General features: G+C 66.5%; 16 protein-coding genes. 11 read left to right on the top strand and 5 right to left on the bottom strand.

The genetic code is table 11. The annotated features are described in order from the left end of the window. Positions 1-1,020 precede the first annotated feature (1,020 nt). The 3 genes from trpS to G3N64_RS02395 all read left to right on the top strand — a co-directional run bounded on the left by trpS (position 1,021) and on the right by G3N64_RS02395 (position 3,160). Positions 1,021-2,034, top strand: coding sequence for a tryptophan--tRNA ligase (gene trpS, locus G3N64_RS02385; RefSeq protein WP_205782165.1), 1,014 nt, complete (start codon positions 1,021-1,023; stop codon positions 2,032-2,034). 347 nt (positions 2,035-2,381) lie between these two features. Next, positions 2,382-2,810: an STM2901 family protein gene (locus tag G3N64_RS02390; RefSeq protein ID WP_039342407.1), complete on the top strand. Its 429-nt coding sequence runs from the start codon at positions 2,382-2,384 to the stop codon at positions 2,808-2,810. Then, the gene (locus G3N64_RS02395) at positions 2,810-3,160 is read left to right on the top strand and encodes a DUF1493 family protein (protein WP_205782166.1); all 351 of its coding nucleotides are present in this window, start codon (positions 2,810-2,812) and stop codon (positions 3,158-3,160) included. Before G3N64_RS02390 ends, G3N64_RS02395 begins: the two co-directional genes overlap by 1 nt. 22 nt (positions 3,161-3,182) lie before the next feature. Here G3N64_RS02395 and G3N64_RS02400 read toward each other — a convergent pair whose 3' ends face one another. The 4 genes from G3N64_RS02400 to G3N64_RS02415 form a co-directional block, all read right to left on the bottom strand. Continuing rightward, entirely contained in the window at positions 3,183-3,596 is a 414-nt protein-coding gene (locus tag G3N64_RS02400) for a VOC family protein (protein WP_205782167.1), read from the bottom strand. Positions 3,597-3,691: 95 nt separating this feature from the next. Beyond that, complete coding sequence (locus G3N64_RS02405) at positions 3,692-4,612, bottom strand: bestrophin family ion channel (protein ID WP_205782168.1); 921 nt, start codon at positions 4,610-4,612, stop codon at positions 3,692-3,694. Positions 4,613-4,797: 185 nt separating this feature from the next. Further along, positions 4,798-5,805 carry a cytochrome d ubiquinol oxidase subunit II gene (gene cydB / locus G3N64_RS02410; RefSeq protein ID WP_205782169.1) on the bottom strand — a complete coding sequence of 336 codons (1,008 nt, stop codon included), beginning with the start codon at positions 5,803-5,805 and terminating at the stop codon, positions 4,798-4,800. A gap of 3 nt (positions 5,806-5,808) precedes the next feature. Continuing rightward, entirely contained in the window at positions 5,809-7,209 is a 1,401-nt protein-coding gene (locus tag G3N64_RS02415; RefSeq protein ID WP_205782170.1) for a cytochrome ubiquinol oxidase subunit I, read from the bottom strand. Between the two features lie 427 nt (positions 7,210-7,636). Between G3N64_RS02415 and fdhD the strand changes: the two genes are divergently transcribed. The 5 genes from fdhD (at position 7,637) to moaD (ending at position 11,993) form a co-directional block, all read left to right on the top strand. Then, a complete protein-coding gene (gene fdhD, locus G3N64_RS02420) occupies positions 7,637-8,515 on the top strand; it encodes a formate dehydrogenase accessory sulfurtransferase FdhD (RefSeq protein ID WP_205782171.1) in 879 nt (292 codons plus the stop codon). Next, positions 8,515-9,729, top strand: a complete 1,215-nt coding sequence (glp, locus tag G3N64_RS02425) for a gephyrin-like molybdotransferase Glp (RefSeq protein ID WP_205782172.1) — start codon at positions 8,515-8,517, stop codon at positions 9,727-9,729. The genes fdhD and glp overlap by 1 nt, the downstream gene beginning before the upstream one ends. A gap of 208 nt (positions 9,730-9,937) precedes the next feature. Then, complete coding sequence (gene moaA / locus G3N64_RS02430) at positions 9,938-11,062, top strand: GTP 3',8-cyclase MoaA (protein ID WP_205782173.1); 1,125 nt, start codon at positions 9,938-9,940, stop codon at positions 11,060-11,062. 46 nt (positions 11,063-11,108) lie between these two features. Continuing rightward, a complete protein-coding gene (locus tag G3N64_RS02435; protein ID WP_205782174.1) occupies positions 11,109-11,678 on the top strand; it encodes a molybdenum cofactor biosynthesis protein MoaE in 570 nt (189 codons plus the stop codon). Between the two features lie 57 nt (positions 11,679-11,735). Continuing rightward, a complete protein-coding gene (gene moaD, locus G3N64_RS02440; protein ID WP_205782175.1) occupies positions 11,736-11,993 on the top strand; it encodes a molybdopterin converting factor subunit 1 in 258 nt (85 codons plus the stop codon). Between the two features lie 192 nt (positions 11,994-12,185). Here moaD and G3N64_RS02445 read toward each other — a convergent pair whose 3' ends face one another. After that, positions 12,186-13,610, bottom strand: coding sequence for a PLP-dependent aminotransferase family protein (locus G3N64_RS02445; protein ID WP_205782176.1), 1,425 nt, complete (start codon positions 13,608-13,610; stop codon positions 12,186-12,188). 551 nt (positions 13,611-14,161) lie between these two features. Between G3N64_RS02445 and G3N64_RS02450 the strand changes: the two genes are divergently transcribed. The 3 genes from G3N64_RS02450 (at position 14,162) to G3N64_RS02460 (ending at position 18,949) form a co-directional block, all read left to right on the top strand. Next, positions 14,162-16,345 (top strand): DUF4132 domain-containing protein, encoded by a 2,184-nt coding sequence (locus G3N64_RS02450; RefSeq protein ID WP_205782177.1) that lies wholly within the window; start codon positions 14,162-14,164, stop codon positions 16,343-16,345. A 132-nt stretch (positions 16,346-16,477) separates the two neighbouring features. After that, positions 16,478-18,301: an AAA family ATPase gene (locus G3N64_RS02455; protein ID WP_205782178.1), complete on the top strand. Its 1,824-nt coding sequence runs from the start codon at positions 16,478-16,480 to the stop codon at positions 18,299-18,301. A gap of 3 nt (positions 18,302-18,304) precedes the next feature. Then, a complete protein-coding gene (locus G3N64_RS02460) occupies positions 18,305-18,949 on the top strand; it encodes a 4Fe-4S single cluster domain-containing protein (RefSeq protein WP_205782179.1) in 645 nt (214 codons plus the stop codon). The last annotated feature ends 6 nt before the right edge of the window (positions 18,950-18,955 follow it).

Below are 18,955 nucleotides of genomic sequence, written 5' to 3' on the forward strand. Positions count from 1 at the left end.
GGGTCGGACGGACGCGGCGCCGAGGCGCCCTGGTCGGCAGGCTGCAATGAATCTCGCATGGTGTTCTCCCGGAAATGGACGTGCGACGGCCTCGCCGGAAAGTTCGGCAGGACCGCTGCATGGACGAACCGTGAGACGCGTCCGTGAAATCGGTCGCCGCGCACGCATGATGTTGTCGGGATCGCACCGGCCCCTGCAGCCGGGCCGCTGCGGTCTCGGCGAACTCCATTGAAACCGGCTCCCGGATCGCAGCGCCGACAGTGACCGTCGCGCGTTGTGTCGACCCCGAGCTTGAACGGGCAATCGTGCGCAGCGGTCAGGACGATGTCCGGTTCAACGTTTCGACGACGATATCCGGAGCGGCGCCACTGCGATTCGGCGGCGCCGCCTCCGCGCCGCCCCCCTCCCCGACAATTCTTGACTGTGCATGCATCGCCAAACTGGTAGGATGCCGGTCGCCTCGGCATGGGAAGCGGACACCGGCTATCCGATCGATCCCTTTTAATGCGCCGCGACCGGCCATCCATACCGTCCCATCCAGGCGACACGGTGCCCCAACCGCACCTCAGTCCCCGTTGAACCCCGCAACACCCCGGCGTCGCCCACGCGACCCGTTGCAGCAACCGTTGGAGTGGCGCCCCCCGCGCCTGCAATCATGAAGAAACCGAAGCAGTCCCCCCGTCCTCCGCACGACAAAGACCGCATGCCGCTCGCGCGCGCCGGCGCGCTGCTGCTGATGGCCGGCCTGCTGTACCTGCTGTGGCCGTCGGCCGAAACCGCGTACCTCGCGATGGAGTCGGTCATACGCTGACGCGGCACGTCCATCCCCGCGCTGCGCTATACTTGCGCGATGGAAACCCGACCCGCCTCGCCGAACGTGCATTGCTGGTGGCGCGCCTGACCCAGGCGGCCCGTTTCCTTTTGCATGTCCCAAACGTGATGCCGCCAGCCATGGCGGCATTTGCGTTTCTGCGCAGACCTCATGGCTGGCGACTTCGATAACCCGGAGCAACGACCAACATGACCCACCCGACCCGACCGACCATCCTCACCGGCGACCGCACGACCGGCCCGCTGCATCTCGGCCACTACATCGGCTCGCTGCGCGCCCGCGTGCAAATGCAGCACGAAGCGAAGCAATTCCTGCTGCTCGCCGACACGCAGGCGCTGACCGACAACATGGGCCGCCGCCAGCGCGTCACCGAGAACGTGATCGAGGTCGCGCTCGACTATCTCGCAGTCGGCATCGATCCGGCGATCTCGACGATCGTCGTGCAGTCGCAGGTGCCCGAGCTCGCCGAGCTGTCGCAATACCTGCTGAACCTCGTCACCGTCGCGCGCCTCGAACGCAATCCGACCATCAAGGAGGAGATCCGCCTGCGCGGTTTCGAGCGCGACATCCCGGCTGGTTTCCTGACCTACCCGGTGAGCCAGGCGGCCGACATCACCGCATTCAAGGCGACGCACGTGCCCGTCGGCGACGACCAGTTGCCGATGATCGAGCAGACCAACGAACTGGTGCGCCGCTTCAACGCGACGGTCGACAAGCCGGTGCTGGTCGAATGCGAGGCCGTGCTGTCGGCGGTCACGCGGCTGCCGGGCATCGACGGCAAGGCGAAGATGAGCAAGTCGCTCGGCAACGCGATCACGCTCGGCTCGACGCCGGACGAGATCACGCAGGCCGTGAAGGACATGTACACGGATCCGAACCACCTGCGCGTGAGCGATCCCGGCCAGGTCGAGGGCAACGTCGTGTTCACGTTCCTCGATGCATTCGAGCCCGACGTCGCGAAGGTCGACGAGCTGAAAGCGCACTACCGTCGCGGCGGGCTCGGCGACAGCGTCGTCAAGCGCGTGCTGAACGAGCGGCTGCAGGCGCTGATCGAACCGATCCGCGCGCGCCGCCGCGAATTCGAGGCCGACAAGGCCGAAGTGATGGCGATCCTGAAGCGCGGCACGCTGCACGCACGGGACGTGGCCGGCGCGACGCTCGCGGAGGTGAAGGGGGCGATGGGGTTGACGTATTTCGATTGAGTGACCTTCGCGGCGTGCATTGCACCTATCACGCACTGCACGCTGGACCGGACGTTGATATGGGACGTACCCGGCAACAATTCGAAAGCCTTTCGTCCCTGGCATCACATCGAAGATAAACATCGGCTGCGCGGTGGTCCCGTGCCGCTCTTCCGCCACCACGCGACCGGAAACGGCGGTCGTGTGGTTTTCGCGTGAATCGCTCGTCAACGCCACCGCAGCCGCCGGCCTACCCCGACATTGCCCCGCAAAGAGCACTTCGCTAACGTAGCCCGCCATCAACCACGACGGCGAACGGGACGTACAACGCGTGCGGCCTGCCTCGCCTGCATCCCGGCGGGCACCGCGTGAATACCTATAGCTATCAAAACGAGCCTGACCTGACTCCGATCGAGTTGTTCTTCCTGATTGCCGCAGACGAAATCTGCAAGCAGATCGGCATCGACGATGTCGAAGCGGTTGTTCTGATACTGTCCGGTCTTCCTATTCTTCCAACCCGAGCCAAACCATCCGGCACGACCCGAGGCACGTCGGTCGCATCAGTCATGTCGAGGTCGCTGTTTCGGTATGAATTCAAGCGCAAGGTATTGCCGACCGTCACGCTGAACAGCATCAAGAGATTGCGGATAATTCTGACGCATCGGCTGGCTGTGTTTGTCGGACGAACCCTACCGGGTGTCGGCTGGGTGATGCTTGGAACGGATGTCTTCCATATTGTCCGGAGCACCATTTACCGGTACAACCGGATTGTGAAACCAGAGGACAGGATTTTCTAATGGGCGACAGACACAACTGGGAAGCGCTGGAAGCGTTCGTTCGCAAGGAAGCCGCTGTCCCGGACAAGCGCCGTATTACAGAGCAAACCTCCCTCTCGGACGACCTGGGGCAGACCGGAGACGACGCCGACATCTTCATGGAACGCTTTTTCGACCGATTCGACGTCGATCGCGGAGACTACGATTTTGGGCGTTACTTCCTGATGGAGGGCGAGGGGCTGCTCTATCACGCGTTGCGAAAATACCTGCTCGGAAAGCCTCATACGTTCCGGCGACATGCATTGACCGTCGGCATGCTGAGCAAAGCGATATCGCTCGGGACGTGGGACTCCGAAGCGATCGAAAACTGACGACCGCGGGGCATCACCACCGTCACGCCCCCTCGCGCTCCGCCCCCGCCGCATGACACACGGCCTCGACCCGGTTGCCGGCCGGATCGACCAGAAAAGCCGCGTAGTAGTCGCCGTGGTAGTGCGGCCGCAACCCGGGGTCGCCGTCGGACTGGCCGCCCGTAGACAGGCCGGCTTCGAAAAACGCTTGCACCTGCTCGCGCGTAGCAGCCTTGAAACACCAGTGCCGCTTGCTCGTCCCGATTTCGGCAGGATCCAGATATACCGCCAGAAAGGTCGATGCAGGGTCGTTCGCGTTGCAGCGTTCGCCATAACCGAGCGCAGTGGGCCGGTCGTAGACCTTGGCTGCGCCCAGCGCGGCCATGACGGCATCGTAGAAGGGGCGTGCCTGGTCGATATCCGGGACACCGATCGACACGTGATCGAGAAGTTGCATGGGGTTGGCTCCATTGAACGAGCACGAGTCTACACAACCCTTCCCGATCCGACCGATCAACCTTGCCGGCGACTACACTACCCCGGCCCGACGCCCTACGTAATCTGATACGTCGACGCCGGCACGAACTCCTCCGGCATCGGCCGATCGCCGAGCTCCAGCACGGACCGCTCGATCGTGCGCGCCATCGCATCGAGCGCCAGCGCGTTCGGCGCGAGGCCGAACGGCTCGGCCACCTCGTTCGCGATCGCTTCGAGCGCGATCAGCGTGTACGAGATGAACACGCAGATCAGCGGCGTGAAGAACTCCGTCGAATCGACGAGGCCGAACGGCAGCAGCACGCAATAGGCATACACGGTGCGATGCAGCAGCACGCTGTACGAGAACGGGATCGGCGTCGACAGGATGCGTTCGCAACCGCCGACCGATTTGCCGAGCTCGTCGAGCTGCGTCTCGAACATCCAGCAGGTCGCGTCGCTGCCGGGCGCGCGGCCCAGCACGCGGACGATGCCGCCGCGCAGCTCGTCGAGGATCGCGACCGGCTTGTAGCATTTGCCGCCGAGCGGGGCCATGCGTTCCGCACCGAGAATGCGCCGCAGGTCTTCGGTCGGATCGGTATGACGAAGCTGATGCTTCAGCGCATAGGTGAACGCGATCAGCAGGTCGGCCAGCCGGTTGCGCTCGGCGTCGCTCACGCTGTCGGGCAGGTAGCGATTCAGTTGCGACGTGACCGCGCGCGCCGCGATCAGCAGGTTGCCCCACAGATGGCGCGCCTCCTTGAAACGCTCGAAGCTCGCGTTGTTGCGAAACGCGAGGAAGATCGCGAGCGCGAGCCCGAACAACGTGAACGGCGCGGTGTTGAGCGGGATCTTCTCGCCGAAGATGCGCCCGTTCGTGAAGACCGCCAGCGTGCTGACGATCCCCATGAACACGAGCTGCGGAATGATCGATTGCAGCACGGAGCCGTTCCAGACGAACAGCATCCTGAGCCAGTTTTGTCGTGGTCGGACGATCATGGTGTTTTCTCGACTGCAGGGGAATGCGCGAAACGGCACGCCGGCGCCCGATGCACAACGGCCCGCGCGTGGCGGGCCGCTGTCGGGCGAATGCCGGGCCGGGCGCCGCGCTGCGCGCGATGATACGCCCGCGCCTGCTGCACCCGCTGCGCCCGTCACATCGTGCGGCGCTCGGTGAGAGCCGCTCAGTGATAGCCGATATCGCCCTCGCGCACCTTGCCGCGGAACACACGGTACTGCATCGCGTTGTACACGAGGATGATCGGCAGCACGATCACGGTGCCGACGAGCGCGAACTTCTGGCTCGAAGGGCTCGACGAGGCGTCCCAGATCGTCAGCGACGGCGGCACGATGTTCGGCCAGATGCTGATCACGAGCCCCGTGTAGCCGAGGAACACGAGCGCGAGCGTCAGCAGGAACGGCGTGGCCTCGTGCTCGCGCTTCACCGTATGGAAGATGCCCCACACGCACGCGACGACGAGGACCGGCACCGGCAGGAACCAGACGAGGTTGCCGCTGCCGAACCAGCGGTGCGCGACGGCCGGCAGCCCGACCACGGTCCACAGGCTCACCACGCCCATCACGGCGAGCAGCACGCCCGCGAGCGGCTTCATCAGGAGCCGCATCTTGCGCTGCAGTTCGCCGTCGACCTTCAGGATCAGCCAGCCGCAACCGAGCGTCGCATACGTGACGAGCACACCGATCCCGCACAGCAGGCTGAACGGCGACAGCCAGTCGAACGGCCCGCCCGCGAACTGGTTGTTCACGATCTTGATGCCCTGCAGCAGCGAACCGAGCACGATCCCCTGGCAGAACGCGGCGAGCGCCGAGCCGCCGATGAACGCGAGATCCCACATGTGTTGCGTGCGGGTGGCCTTCGCGCGCAGCTCGAACGCCGCGCCGCGGAAGATCAGCCCGACCAGCATCAGCACCAGCGGCAGGTAGTTCGCCGGCAGCAGCGTCGAATACACGACCGGGAACGCGCCGTAGAGCCCGGCGCCGCCGAGCACCAGGAACGTCTCGTTGCCGTCCCACACCGGCGCGACGGTGTCGAGCATCACCTGGCGCTCGGCCTTCGCATCGAAGAACGGAAACAGCAGGCCGATGCCGAGATCGAAGCCGTCCAGCATCACGTAGATGAATACACCGAGGCCGATGATCGCGGCCCACACGACAGGAAGATCGATTTGCATGGCTTACTCCGCTTCGGTGACGTTCAGCGGCGTGGACAGCGCGCTCTTGCGCAGCCCCGGATGCCGGTGCAGCTCGATATAGCCGGCCTGGGCAGCCGGCCCGCGCTTCATCAGTTTCATCATGTAATAGATACCCGTTCCGAACACCAGGAAATACACGACCACGAAGATCAGCAGCGACACGCCGACCTGCTGCGCGCTGAGCGGCGCAACGGAATCGATGGTGCGCAGCACGCCATAGACGGTCCACGGCTGCCGCCCGACCTCGGTCGTGATCCAGCCGGCCAGCAGCGCGACGATGCCCGACGGCCCCATCGCCACCACGAACCACTGGAACCAGCGCGTTTCATAGAGGCGCCCGCCTTTTCTCAGCAGCAGCCCGAGCAGCGCGGTGAGCAGCATCAGCATCCCGAGGCCCGCCATGATCCGGAACGTCCAGAAGATGATCGGCGAATACGGGCGGTCCTGCGGCGGGAATTCCTTCAGCCCGCGAATCTCGCCGTCCCAGCTGTGCGTGAGGATCAGGCTGCCGAGGTGCGGCACCTGGATCGCATAGCGCGTGGTTTCCGCCTGCATGTCGGGCAGGCCGACGAGGTTCAGCGCGGTGCCGCCCTTCTCGGTTTCCCACAGCCCCTCGATCGCTGCGATCTTCGCCGGCTGGTATTCGCGCGTGTTGAGCCCGTGCGCGTCGCCCACCACGATCTGGATCGGCGCGAGCAACAGCAGCATCCACAGCGCCATCGAGAAGCTGCGCTTCACCGGCTCGTCGCGGCGCCCCTTGAGCAGGTGCCATGCGCCGCACGCGGCGACGATGAAGCCCGCGACGATGAACGCCGCGATCGTCATGTGCACGAGACGGTACGGGAACGACGGGTTGAAGACGACCTTGAACCAGTCGACCGGCACGACGAGGCCGTTCTCGATCTTGTAGCCCTGCGGCGTCTGCATGAAGCTGTTCGACGCGAGGATCCAGAAGGTCGAGATCAGCGTGCCGACCGCGACCATCAGCGTCGCGAAGAAGTGCGCGCGCGGGCTGACGCGCTGCCAGCCGAACAGCATCACGCCGAGGAAGCCGGCTTCGAGGAAGAACGCCGTCAGCACTTCATACGTGAGCAGCGGGCCCGTGATGTTGCCCGCGACACGTGAGAAGCCGGCCCAGTTGGTGCCGAACTCGTACGCCATCACGACGCCGGAGACCACGCCCATCCCGAAGCCGATCGCGAAGATCTTCGACCAGAACTGGAACATGGATTTGTAGGCGGCGTCGCCGGTGACGAGGTAGCGCCATTCCAGCACCGCCAGAAAGCTCGCCATGCCGATGCTGATCGCGGGAAACACGATGTGGAACGACACCGTGAACGCGAATTGCAATCGTGCGAGATGGAACGCATCGAAGATTTCCATGACCGTAATTAGCTCGTGGTTGTGAGGACGTACGCCCGAAGCAGGAAATCGCGCGACGGCTTGGCGACAACACATGCGAACACAAACGGTCACTCGCATGGCGTCGAAGCGTGAATGACGATATCGCGTTTGCAACGATACTCGCAATCGCTCGAACGTGCGCTGAAACTGTGCTGCATCCGTTGCCGAAGATGTGTGTACGGAAACCCCATTTCGTGCCTGCGGGAGGGTCATCTGTACTGCTTTCCGCGTGGCGGCGCTGTGTATCCGGTGCGCCTGCCATCCCCCTTAACATCCCATGAAACGCCTGCCCGAGGCTGCGGCGCGCCCCCTCGGCCGCGCCCGCCCGGCAGCATCGAATCCCCCTGGTCAGGCGTACCCGCCCGACCCGGCCGGCCCGCCGGCCGATCCGCCTGGAGAAAACCGCATGGAGTCCTGCATCCGCCGCGACGATCCGACCGGCAGCACCGCGTGTCATGTGACACGCCACCGGGCCGGCGACGCCCGCGACACCGTCGACCGCGTCGTCGACGAAACGCCGGTTGCACTCGTGTTCAACGGTATTGCGCACACGGTCATGATGGCCACCCCGATCGACCTCGACGTGTTCGGCCTCGGCTTCGCGCTCAGCGAAGGCATCGTCGAGCGCGCGTCGGACGTCTTCGACATCGAAAGCGAATGCCGGCCCGGCAGCGCCGAAGTGCGGCTTACCGTGTCGCAGCAGGCATTCATGGCGCTGAAGGCACACCGGCGCGCGCTGGCCGGCCGCACGGGCTGCGGCGTATGCGGGATCGAAAGCATCGCGCAGCTCGACCTGCACCCGCCGCGCATCGCCGCCGCCGGCACGGCCGCCGGTATCGGTGCCGACGCGATCGCACGCGCCGCACGCGCGTTGCCGGCCCATCAGACGCTGATGCGCGAGACGGGCGGCATCCATGCGGCCGCATGGTGCAGCCGCGACGGCGCCGTGCTCGACGTGTTCGAGGACGTCGGCCGCCACAACGCGCTCGACAAGCTGATCGGCCGGCTCGCGCGGCGCCGCGCGAACCTGCACGAAGGCTTCGTGTTCCTGTCGAGCCGCGCAAGCTACGAACTGGTGCGCAAGGCCGCGCGGGTCGGCATCCCGATGATCGCGACGATCTCGGCGCCGACGTCGCTCGCGATCGACGTCGCCCGCGAAGCCGGCGTGCGGCTGCTCGGCTTTTGCCGCAACGACGGCTTCGTCGAGTACGTGTCGCCGGACGCCGCTCACCCCGATCACCCCGACCAACCGGCGCTTGCGCAAGCCCAACCGGCGCTCTCCTGATGAAACCACTGACCGATTTCGATACCGCGCAGCAGCATTTCGCAAGCGCGTTCGCGCCGCTTGGGGCCACCACGTCCATCCCGGTCGCGGAAGCCGCCGGCCACGTGCTGGCCGCACCGCTCGTCGCCGTGCTCGACCAGCCGCCGGCCGACCAGAGCGCAATGGACGGCTACGCCGTGCGTCACGCGGATCTCGCACCGGGCGAACCGCTGCACGTCGCGCAGCGCTGCTACGCAGGCGACACGCCGGCACCGCTGGCCTCGCGCACGGCGGCACGCATCTTCACCGGCAGCGTGATCCCGCCCGGCGCGGACACCGTCGTGATGCAGGAGCATGCGCGCGAGCAGGACGGCTGGGTCGCGTTCGACGCGCCGCAGCGCAGCGGCTCGCACATCCGCCGCCAAGGCGAGGAAGTGCGCGCCGGCGACCTGCTCGTGCCGGCCGGCGTGCGCATGGGGGCGATGCATGTCGCCGTGGCCGCCGCGCAAGGGTTCGCGCGCGTCGACGTGCGCCCGGCGCTGCGCGTGGGCATCCTGACGACCGGCGACGAACTCGTCGCGTGCGGCCAGCCGCGCGCACCGCAACAGATTTACAACAGCAATGCGCCGATGCTCGCCGCGCTGGTGTCTGGAACCGGCGCCGAGGTCGCGATGAGCCTGCATGCGGCCGACACCGCGCCCGCGGTCGATCGCGCGCTGCGCGATCTGCACGCGGGCTGCGACCTGGTGATCTGCGTCGGCGGCGCATCGGTCGGCGACAAGGACCTGCTGCGCCCCGCGCTGGACGCGCTCGGCGCATCGCTCATCGTCGCCGGCGTGCGCATGAAGCCGGGCAAGCCGGTTGCACTCGCACGGCTCGATACGCGGCCGGTGGTGCTGCTGCCCGGCAACCCCGGCGCCGCGATGACCGCGTTCGCGCTGTTCGTCGCGCCGCTGATCCGCCGCCTGCAGGGGCGCGACGTACGCGTGCCGAGCGTGCCGTCGCTGCCGATCGACGTCGACTTCGAACCGGATGCGCAGCGCGAGCGCTTCGTGCGCGTGCACTGCACCGTCGGCCTCGACGGCCTGCCCGCACTCGATACGGCGCGCCAGCAAGGCGCCGGCACGTTGCAGTCGCTCGTGCAGGCGAGCGGGCTTGCCCGGCTGCCGGCCGGGCAGCGCATCGCGTGCGGCGACGCGGTCCCGTATTACGAATTCGCGCACTGGCTCGCATGAGCACGACGCCGGACACCCGCCCGATCCGCGCCATGCGCCGCGCAGGCCGCACCGGCCGCGCGGCGAACTGTATTCCTGCAATTCGGGCGCGATTGTGTCCCTGCCGGAAAAACCCGGCGGACTATCCTCACGAAGAGGCTCGTCACGCCCCGTGCGCCGCCACATCGGCACGCGCACGGCCGACCGGCGACGCCCCACCGCTTACTTCTTGCAGGCCGACGAACCGATCGTGAATGCCATCGTTTCCGCCGCGCCGGCCGCTGCCGCACCTTCCGGCGGCGCATCGCCCGGCGCTTTCCCCCGCACGTCCGACACGCTCGGCCGCCCGCTGCGCGACCTGCGCCTGTCCGTGATCGACCAGTGCAATTTCCGCTGCGGCTACTGCATGCCGCGCGAAAGCTTCGGCACCGACTACGCCTTCATGCCGTCGTCCGAGCGGCTGTCGTTCGCGCAACTGGAAAAGATCGCCCGCGCGTTCACGTCGCTCGGCGTCGAAAAAATCCGCATCACGGGCGGCGAGCCGCTGCTGCGCCGCAACCTCGAAGCGCTGATCGAACGCCTCGCCGCGCTGACGACGGTCGACGGCAAGCCCGTCGAGATCGCGCTGACGACCAACGGCTCGCTGCTGGCCGCGAAGGCGCGTTCGCTGCGCGACGCGGGCCTGTCGCGCGTGACGGTCAGCCTCGATGCACTCGACGACGCGGTGTTCCGCCGGATGAGCGACACCGACGTGCCCGTGTCGCGCGTGCTGGCCGGCATCGAGGCCGCGCAGGCGGCCGGGCTCGCGCCGGTCAAGGTCAACGCGGTGATCGAGCGCGGCGCGAACGACGACCAGATCCTGCCGCTCGTGCGCCACTTCCGTCATACAGGCGTGGCCGTGCGCTTCATCGAATACATGGACGTCGGCGGCGCGAGCTTCTGGTCCGGCGACAAGGTCGTGCCGGCCGCGCGGATGCGCGAGCTGATCGACGAACACTATCCGCTCGTGCTCGTCGGCGAGCCTGCGCACGACGCGACCGCGATCCGTTGCGCGCACATCGACGGCGCGGGCGAGGTCGGCTTCATCGCGAGCGTGTCGCATCCGTTCTGCGGCACCTGTTCGCGCGCCCGCGTGTCGGCCGACGGGCAGCTCTACACGTGCCTGTTCGCGACGCAAGGCACCGACCTGCGGCCGTGGCTCGACGACGCAGCGTCGACCGCCAGCCTCGCCGCCGCCGTGCGCGATCGCTGGACGCACCGCGACGACCGCTATTCCGAGCGCCGGGCCGCACGGCCTGCCCGCGCGCCGGGCAAGACCTATCCGACCGTGCGCATGTCGCTGGTCGGCGGCTGAGAGGCTGCCGCGCGACACAGGACGCACCGCCTACAGGAGAATCGTCATGACGACTTTCACCGAATCCCGATCCGGGCTACCGGACGATCCGTTGCACGCCGGCAGCCCCCTTCCCGCCGACACGACCGACCCGCACGCCGAGCCGCCGCCGTCGATTGCCGCCGGCTTCGAAGTGCGCGTGCAGTACGCGTCGATCGACGCAGGCGCCGAGCTTGCGCCGATCGTTCGCAATCCGAATGTCGGTGCGGTCGTGAATTTCCTCGGCGTCGTGCGTAACGAAGGCGACGTCGATGACGTGATCGCGCTGGAGGTCGAGCACTATCCGACGATGACCGAGCAGGCACTGTGGAGCATCGTCGAGGAAGCCAGCGCGCGCTGGCAGCTCGAAGCGATCAAGATCGTGCATCGCGTCGGGCGCATTCCGCTCGGCCACGCGGTCGTGCTGGTCGTGGTGGCCGCCGCGCATCGCGGGTCCGCGTTCGATGCGTGCGAATTCCTGATGGACTTCCTGAAGACCCATGCCCCGTTCTGGAAGAAGGAGATCCGCCACGACGGCGTTTCCGGCTGGGTCGAGGCGAAGGCGCACGACGACCAGGCGATGCGCCGCTGGGGCTGAGCGCATGCGCTGCGCGTGTTCCGATTCCGCCGCGTGATTCCTTTTCAAGACATCGCGATGAAACTGACGATCAAATACTTTGCAAGCATCCGCGAACAACTCGAGCTCGACGAGGAAATCGTCGAGATCGAGGCGCGCGAACTCACCGTGGACGCGCTGCGCCACACGCTGGCCGCACGCGACGCGCGCAGCGCGGAAGCGCTGCGGACGGACCGGCCCGTGCGCGCGGCCGTCAATCTCGAGATGGTGACGGGGGAATTCGTCGTGCGGGAGGACAGCGAGGTGGCGTTTTTCCCACCGGTGACGGGCGGCTGACATCGTTCAGGCACGTCATGGCGGCGCTCGATTTCGAGCGCCCGACCCGCGACGACGAGCGGTGAGGAGGATGGACGCCGCCAGAGACGTCTTCGGCGCGTCAACCGCCGCATGCCGTCGAAACGACAAAGACGACAAAGCCGGCACAAGGCCGGCTTCGTCGCCGATACGCAAGACACCGCCCGCGCCCGCTCACCGCATGCACGCCGCGGCCAGCTTCCCGACCGCGATCACCGCCTGCTCGATCTCCGGCGACCACGGGCTGCTGTAGTTCAGCCGGATGAAGTTCCGGTAGCTGTCCGTGATCGAGAACATGTAGCCGGGCCCGATCGTGATCCCCTGCTCCAGCGCGAGCTGGTACAGCCGCATCGCATCGACCTGCGCGGGCAGTTCGACCCACAGCACGTACCCGCCCGCCGGGCTCGAGATGCGCGTGCCTTCCGGGAAGAACCGCGACACCATCGCACGCATCAGGTTCGCCTGCTGTGCATACGCCTTGCGCAGACGCCGCAGGTGATGCTCGTAGCCGTCGCGCTCGAGAAATTCCGCGATCGCGAGCTGCGGCAACGACGGCGTCGCGAGCGTGTTCAGGAATTTCAGCTTCTCGACCTGGTCCCGATAGCGGCCCGGCAGCGCCCAGCCGATCCGGTACGCGGCCGTCAGGCTCTTCGAAAACGACGAGCAGTGCAGCACGATCCCGCTGCGGTCATAGGACTTCAGCGAACTCGGATGCGCATCGCCGAAATACAGTTCGTTATAGACGCCGTTCTCGATCAGCGGCATCCCGGCCTTCGTGGCGAACTCGACCAGCTCGCGCTTGCGCGCGTCGGGCATCTGGAAGCCGAGCGGGTTCTGGAAGTTCGGCATCACCATGCATGCGGCGATCGGCTGCGACTTCGCGATCGCGGCCAGCGCCGCGATGTCGATCCCGTATTCCGGATGCGTCGCCACCTCGATCGCCTTCATCCCCATCCGCTCGATCGCGTGCAGCATCGCGTAGAACGTCGGCGACTCCACCGCGATCGTGTCGCCCGGCTTGGCGACCGCCTGCAGGCACAGGTTGATCGCCTCCGTCGCGCCGACCGTCACGATGATCTCGTTCGGGTCCACCGACATCCCGTTTTCCAGGTAGCGGCGTGCGATTTGCCGGATCAACCGCGGATGGCCGGGCGGCAGCCCGTCCGTCACGCCCCACAGCGACTTGTCGCGGCCGGCCGCATACGCATAGCGGTTCAGCTTCTCGAACGGAAACAGGCTCGGGTCCGGGTACGGCGAGCCGAGCGGCACCGCGTCGTCGGTACCGATCGAGCGCAGCGTCGACAGCACGAGCCGGCTCACGTCGACCGACGACGAGATCGCGATCGGCTTCGACGGCCGCAGCTCGCGCACCGGTGCATGGCCGTCGTCGCGCCGCAGGTTCACGAAATAGCCCGACTGCGGCCGGCTTTCGAGCAGCCCGCGGCTTTCGAGCAGCAGATATGCATGCAGCACGGTCGTGATGCTGATCCGGTGCTGCTGGCTTGCCTGCCGCACCGACGGAATCCGGTCGCCGTGCCGGTACACGCCCTGGCGGATCAGGCGCTCGATGTCGTCCGCGAGTTTTTCATAGAGTTTCATCGCGCGCCTCCCGCCGGCGTGCGCATCCGCGCCGCCCTGCCGCGTGCGCTCGGCACGCACGTGTTTCGCCCGCCGACCGGGCCGTCGCCATTCCTGATCTTTCCCTCCGGTTTTGCCTTTTCCATCGCACTGGCTCTCTCTTGAAGATGCGCCAACAGGGTTCCGGTACGACTGGATCTGCGGCACTGTGCACTTGATGATGGAATCTTAAGAGCAGAACAGTTGGCGGCGAGTACACACATCGACCGCGCGAACAAGAGTACAGTTCGGCGCGAATCGCGCATGGCGGGATAACTGTACGTCTTGTGAAATGGCCGGGCGGCCGGACGCGTTGCGCGGCGTGGCCGGATCGGCCCGCAACGCCCGCCGCACGGCCTTTCGCGGGCTGCATCAATTGGGGTGCAATACTGTGCGCCCGCACGGTTTTCACTGCCGGAGTCAGACCATGCAGTACACGATCGAACAGGCATCCCCCCTCGGCGGCGTGATCCGCGCCGCCCGGAATGGACAGAAATGGCGCCAGAACGACGCGACCGGCAAGGAGGCCGCGGATGACTGATCGCGCGCTCGTCGACCAGCTCATCGCGCGGCTGACCGGACACACCGACCACCCGCGCTTCACCGGCGCGCCGATCGACCTGTCGACCCTCGACGCGCACACGCTCGGCGCGGTGTGGCCAGCGCTGCGCCGCACCGAGGAACACGTCGCGCAGCACGACTACGCGTATGACGATCCGCGCGCCGAATTCGCGCGCTGGCTACGCACCCAGATCGACGCGCTCGAGCTCGCGCCGCTCGTCGATGCCGAGGCCGCGCTCGAACTGTTCCGCGATATTCCGGCCGGCGCGTGGCGGCGCGCGTTACAGGAACTGTCGTGTCTCGACGCGCTGCCCGCGCCCGCGCTGCAGGCCGAACTCGCGCGCATCCTCGGCGAACCGCAGAACGACGGCCTGCAACGACTCTCCGTGTACGGGGAATATGCGCTCCAGTCGTTCGCCGACCGGCGCGACATCACGGCCTTGCGCGATGCGTATGCGCAGTTGAATACCGATTCCCCGTTTCGCGTGCGCGAGCTCGACGTGCTGCCCGAACTCGGGCCGGCGGCGCTGCTCACGCTGGCCGCGACGAACGACGGTTATTTCGCACCGAAGCGGCTGTGGTTCAACGCCGACGATCCGGCCGCCACGCTCGCGGAGGAGCCCGCTTACGTCGACTTCGCGCGCGCCACGCTGACCGAAGCCGCGCGGCACGTCGCCGCGATTCACGCGGGTGAAGTCCCCTATCAAGCCGATCGCGCGTTCACGACCGACGACGCGCAGGTCGTCGCGCGCGCGGCACGCGTCGCGGCCTATCGCGACGCGCCGTGGCTCCCCCCGCTGATCGGGCCGCTGCTGACGGGCGTGTGCGTCGCGCCGACCGCTGCGAAAACCGCGCCGTCACAATCGCTCGCGATCGCGCTCGGCCATGCGGTCGAGACGATCCCGACACCCGAGAGCGTGCGTGCGCTGCGCGATGCGCTGGCCACCGTGCGTCACGCGGGCGTGCAGAAGAAGCTCGCGCGTAACCTGAAGCCGGCCGAACGCGCGCTCGGCGAACGACCGCACACCGCGCTGCGCATGACACTCGACGCGAAGCCCGACAAGAAGCAGCTCGCGATGCTCGCCACCTGCATTGAAGCGGGTTTCTGGCAGTCGATGACGCTCGGCCATGCGGAATGGCGCGAGCGCCTCGTCGATGCGCCGGCCGGCGCCGCGTTCTCGACCCGCACGATCTGGCAGGCACGCGCGCGTGACGGCGCGACCGTCTCGTTCATGCCCGACGTCGCGAAGGGCAAGGTCGTGCTGCGAGACGCCGCCGGCGCGGTGTGCGAGCTCGATGCCGACAGCGACATCCGGCTATGGCATCCGCTGCTGGCCGATGCGGACGAGCGGCTCGCTTGGCAGCGCGCGATCGTCGGCCGTGCGATCCGGCAGCCCGTTCGGCAGGCGTTCCGCGAGTTCTACGTGCCGGCCGACGAAGACACCGCGAACAGTCACTCCGCGATGTTCGAAGGTCATGTCCTCGCGAGCCGCCCGCTGCTCGGCATCGCGCGCCGCGAAGGCTGGTCGATCCGCGCGTACGACGACGGCCTCGCGCGCGAGTTCGGCGACGTGCGCGCAACCTTCAGCGTCGCCGCGCGGCTCTTTCCCGGCACGGACGGCCAGGGCACGTCGGGCCGGCTGCACGTCGAACGCAGGCGCGAGCGGCGCTGGATGGCCGCGCCGATCGGCGAAATCGATCCCGTCGTGTTCTCGGAGGTGGCGCGTGCGGTCGACCTGCTCGTCAGCGTCGCCGCATTCGCGCTCGACGATGAAGCGACGCGCGCGGCCGACGCGCTGGCGGATCCGGTGCGCCAGCGCGCCGCGCGAAACGAGCGCGAGCAGCGCCTGCAACGGTTGTCCGACCTGCCGCTCGGCGCGATGGCGCGGCATCGCAAGCAGGTGCTCGCGCTCGTGTTCGCCGAACCGATCGCGCAAGGCCGGGTGACGATCGACGAACGCCATGTGCGCGTCGGCGCGTGGTCGGTGCATTGTGCGACCGGTCGCTTGATGCGCGACGGCGAACCCGTCGAACCCGCGATCGAGTCACCGCCGTCGCCGCTGCGCGCGGTGCCTTGGCTGCCTTACGACGAAGCGCTGCTGCAGCGGATCGTCGATGTGGTCGCGGGGCTGCTGGACCAAACCGGAAATGAATAGCGCCGTCGAGATTCATTTCTCGACGCCTATAAAACTATCGACTCATTTCCGATAGCCCTATTCATTCGGTATATATCGGTCGGGCGGCTATGATAACGTTTTGCTTTCGCTTTCTTTGCGCGCCATCACGACATGCCTGCCTACGTCAAACCCAGATGGTTACGGGATCTGCTGCGTTTCCTCCCGTTGAAAAGCCAGTTCGTGCTATCGGGAAACGTCCGCGATTTACAGGCCTGTGAAGTTGCCCCCGAAGTGGTGACGGCGCAGTCGCTGGTGAATACGCTCGGCGACACGCTCCGCGAGGCGGGTTATGCGCAACTCGTCGTCTGGAATCCGATTTCAGGCTTCACGGTGCCCGACAGCCGGGTGTCGCCCACGGAGCCGGCCGATGAAACCCTGCGACGTCTCGGCCTGACACCGGTCGACGGCATGGCACCGGGCGGCATCGATGCACTTACCGCATGCGTTGAACGCCTGGTCGCGCTGCCCGGCCCGCCGATTGCCCTTGTCGTCGATTTTGCTTCTCGACTGGCGATTCGCGCCGATACGCTGAACCCGGCCGAACACACGCTGTTCACACGCGCCCTGGTGCTGGCGCATATGGCGGCCCCCCGTCCTGCGGGAGAACTGCGCCGTCCGTTTTTCAATACCGTGATCTGGATCGTCGACAAGGAAGGCGATCTGCCGGACTGGTTGCTGATCGACAATCCGCGCATCCGGCATATTCCCGTGTCGAAACCCGACAGTGCCGCCCGCCGGGCGTTGGCCGGTGCATTGCTGCGCGGCGTACCCGGTGCCCAGGCAGCTACACCGGACCATCTTGCCGAGGCGGCATCTGCCTTCGTCGACGGATCCGAGGGATTGCTGCTCGCCGACATGAATGCGATCGCCACGCTCGCCCGCGTCGAGCAGGTGCCCCTCGATAAAATCGCCGACGCCGTGCGGCGCTATAAAGTGGGCGTCACCGAGGATCCGTGGCAGCAAATCGACCGCGACAAGATCCGTCATGCCGACGCGTTCATTCGCCGGCGTGTCAAAGGGCAAGCGCACGCAGTCACGCACATGCTCGACCTCGTCAAGCGCGCCATGACGGGGGTGGGCACTCAGCGGAAAGGCAACCGGCCGCGCGGCGTCGCCTTCCTCGCCGGCCCCACCGGCGTCGGGAAAACCGAACTCGCCAAGACGATCACGAGCCTGCTGTTCGGTGACGAGAGTGCCTACATCCGCTTCGACATGTCGGAATTCAGCGCGGAACACGCCGACCAGCGGCTCATCGGCGCGCCGCCCGGCTACGTCGGCTACGACGTCGGCGGAGAATTGACGAATGCGATTCGCGAACGCCCGTTCAGCGTGGTGCTCTTCGACGAAATCGAAAAAGCGCATCCGCGCATTCTCGACAAGTTTCTGCAAATCCTCGATGACGGCGTGCTGACGTCAGGGCGCGGCGACCGCGTGTACTTTTCCGAAGCGTTGATCGTTTTCACGTCGAACCTCGGCATTTACCGCCAGGACGAATCGGGGCAGCGCGTGGCGAATATCCAGCCAGGCAACGACTTTGCGGACATCCAGAAGAAGGTGCTCGGGGAAATCCAGCAGCATTTCAAGCTGGTCCTGAATCGGCCCGAAATCCTGAACCGCATCGGCGAAAACATCATCGTCTTCGACTTCATCCGCGAGGATGTCGCGACCGAGATCTTCGAGCAGATGGTTCGTGCCGTGCTGGACGACGTCGGCTCCCAGGGTATCGCCGTCGACCTGGACGACAACTCCAGGATCGCGCTGCAGGCGCATTGCCTTGGCGATCTATCCAACGGCGGCCGCGGCATCCGCAACCAGATCGAAGCGCATTTGCTCAACCCGCTTGCACGCGGCCTGTTCGATCAGGACGCAGCCGCCGGCGACCGCTTTGTCATCTCGGGCATCGACTCGGGTTCGTTCGAGTTGCAGAAGCGGTAGGCCATGAATATCCGCGTTTCGCGCCTGCACTTTCCCGTGACGACGCTTGGGCCGGGGCAGCGGATCGGCATCTGGTTTCAAGGTTGCACGATCCGATGCCCGGGCTGCATTTCGATGGATACCTGGGCACACGCCGGGGGCGAAACCACCGTCAATGCCCTGTTGGCGCAGGTCCGCACCTGGCTGCCCGACGCCACCGGCATCACGATCTCGGGCGGCGAGCCGTTCGATCAGCCCGATGCGCTGATTGCGCTCCTGCATGGCCTGCGGCAACTGCCGGCAGGCGACATCCTCGTCTACAGCGGCCATCCGATCGAATCCCTGGCCGATACACTGCTACGCACCGACGGCCTGATCGATGCGCTGATCTCCGATCCGTTCGACATCGATGCGCCGCAGACACGCGCGCTGCGCGGCAGTGACAATCAGCGACTGCATTGCCTGACGGCACTCGGCCACGCGCGTTTTGCGCAGTACGAACGCGCGCCACGGCACACCGGCAAGGCTCTGGATGTCATGTTCGACGAGGACGGTAGCGTCTGGTTCGCGGGGATACCAGGCCGGGACGATTTTGAACGATTGAGAGACCTATTGACCGATCAGGGGCATCACGTCCGGATCAGCGCCGACAAGGCGAGAAACAGATAAGACAGG

It is taken from the genome of Burkholderia sp. Ac-20344 (assembly GCF_017104975.1).
GTDB lineage: Bacteria > Pseudomonadota > Gammaproteobacteria > Burkholderiales > Burkholderiaceae > Burkholderia.

Excerpts from the sequence above, each read along its gene's own strand:
- trpS (WP_205782165.1), top strand. The coding sequence starts at position 1,021 with ATGACCCACCCGACCCGACCGACCATCCTCACCGGCGACCGCACGACC.
- G3N64_RS02395 (WP_205782166.1), top strand. The coding sequence starts at position 2,810 with ATGGGCGACAGACACAACTGGGAAGCGCTGGAAGCGTTCGTTCGCAAG.
- G3N64_RS02400 (WP_205782167.1), bottom strand. The coding sequence starts at position 3,596 with ATGCAACTTCTCGATCACGTGTCGATCGGTGTCCCGGATATCGACCAG.
- G3N64_RS02405 (WP_205782168.1), bottom strand. The coding sequence starts at position 4,612 with ATGATCGTCCGACCACGACAAAACTGGCTCAGGATGCTGTTCGTCTGG.
- cydB (WP_205782169.1), bottom strand. The coding sequence starts at position 5,805 with ATGCAAATCGATCTTCCTGTCGTGTGGGCCGCGATCATCGGCCTCGGT.
- G3N64_RS02415 (WP_205782170.1), bottom strand. The coding sequence starts at position 7,209 with ATGGAAATCTTCGATGCGTTCCATCTCGCACGATTGCAATTCGCGTTC.
- fdhD (WP_205782171.1), top strand. The coding sequence starts at position 7,637 with ATGGAGTCCTGCATCCGCCGCGACGATCCGACCGGCAGCACCGCGTGT.
- glp (WP_205782172.1), top strand. The coding sequence starts at position 8,515 with ATGAAACCACTGACCGATTTCGATACCGCGCAGCAGCATTTCGCAAGC.
- G3N64_RS02435 (WP_205782174.1), top strand. The coding sequence starts at position 11,109 with ATGACGACTTTCACCGAATCCCGATCCGGGCTACCGGACGATCCGTTG.
- moaD (WP_205782175.1), top strand. The coding sequence starts at position 11,736 with ATGAAACTGACGATCAAATACTTTGCAAGCATCCGCGAACAACTCGAG.
- G3N64_RS02445 (WP_205782176.1), bottom strand. The coding sequence starts at position 13,610 with ATGAAACTCTATGAAAAACTCGCGGACGACATCGAGCGCCTGATCCGC.
- G3N64_RS02450 (WP_205782177.1), top strand. The coding sequence starts at position 14,162 with ATGACTGATCGCGCGCTCGTCGACCAGCTCATCGCGCGGCTGACCGGA.
- G3N64_RS02455 (WP_205782178.1), top strand. The coding sequence starts at position 16,478 with ATGCCTGCCTACGTCAAACCCAGATGGTTACGGGATCTGCTGCGTTTC.
- G3N64_RS02460 (WP_205782179.1), top strand. The coding sequence starts at position 18,305 with ATGAATATCCGCGTTTCGCGCCTGCACTTTCCCGTGACGACGCTTGGG.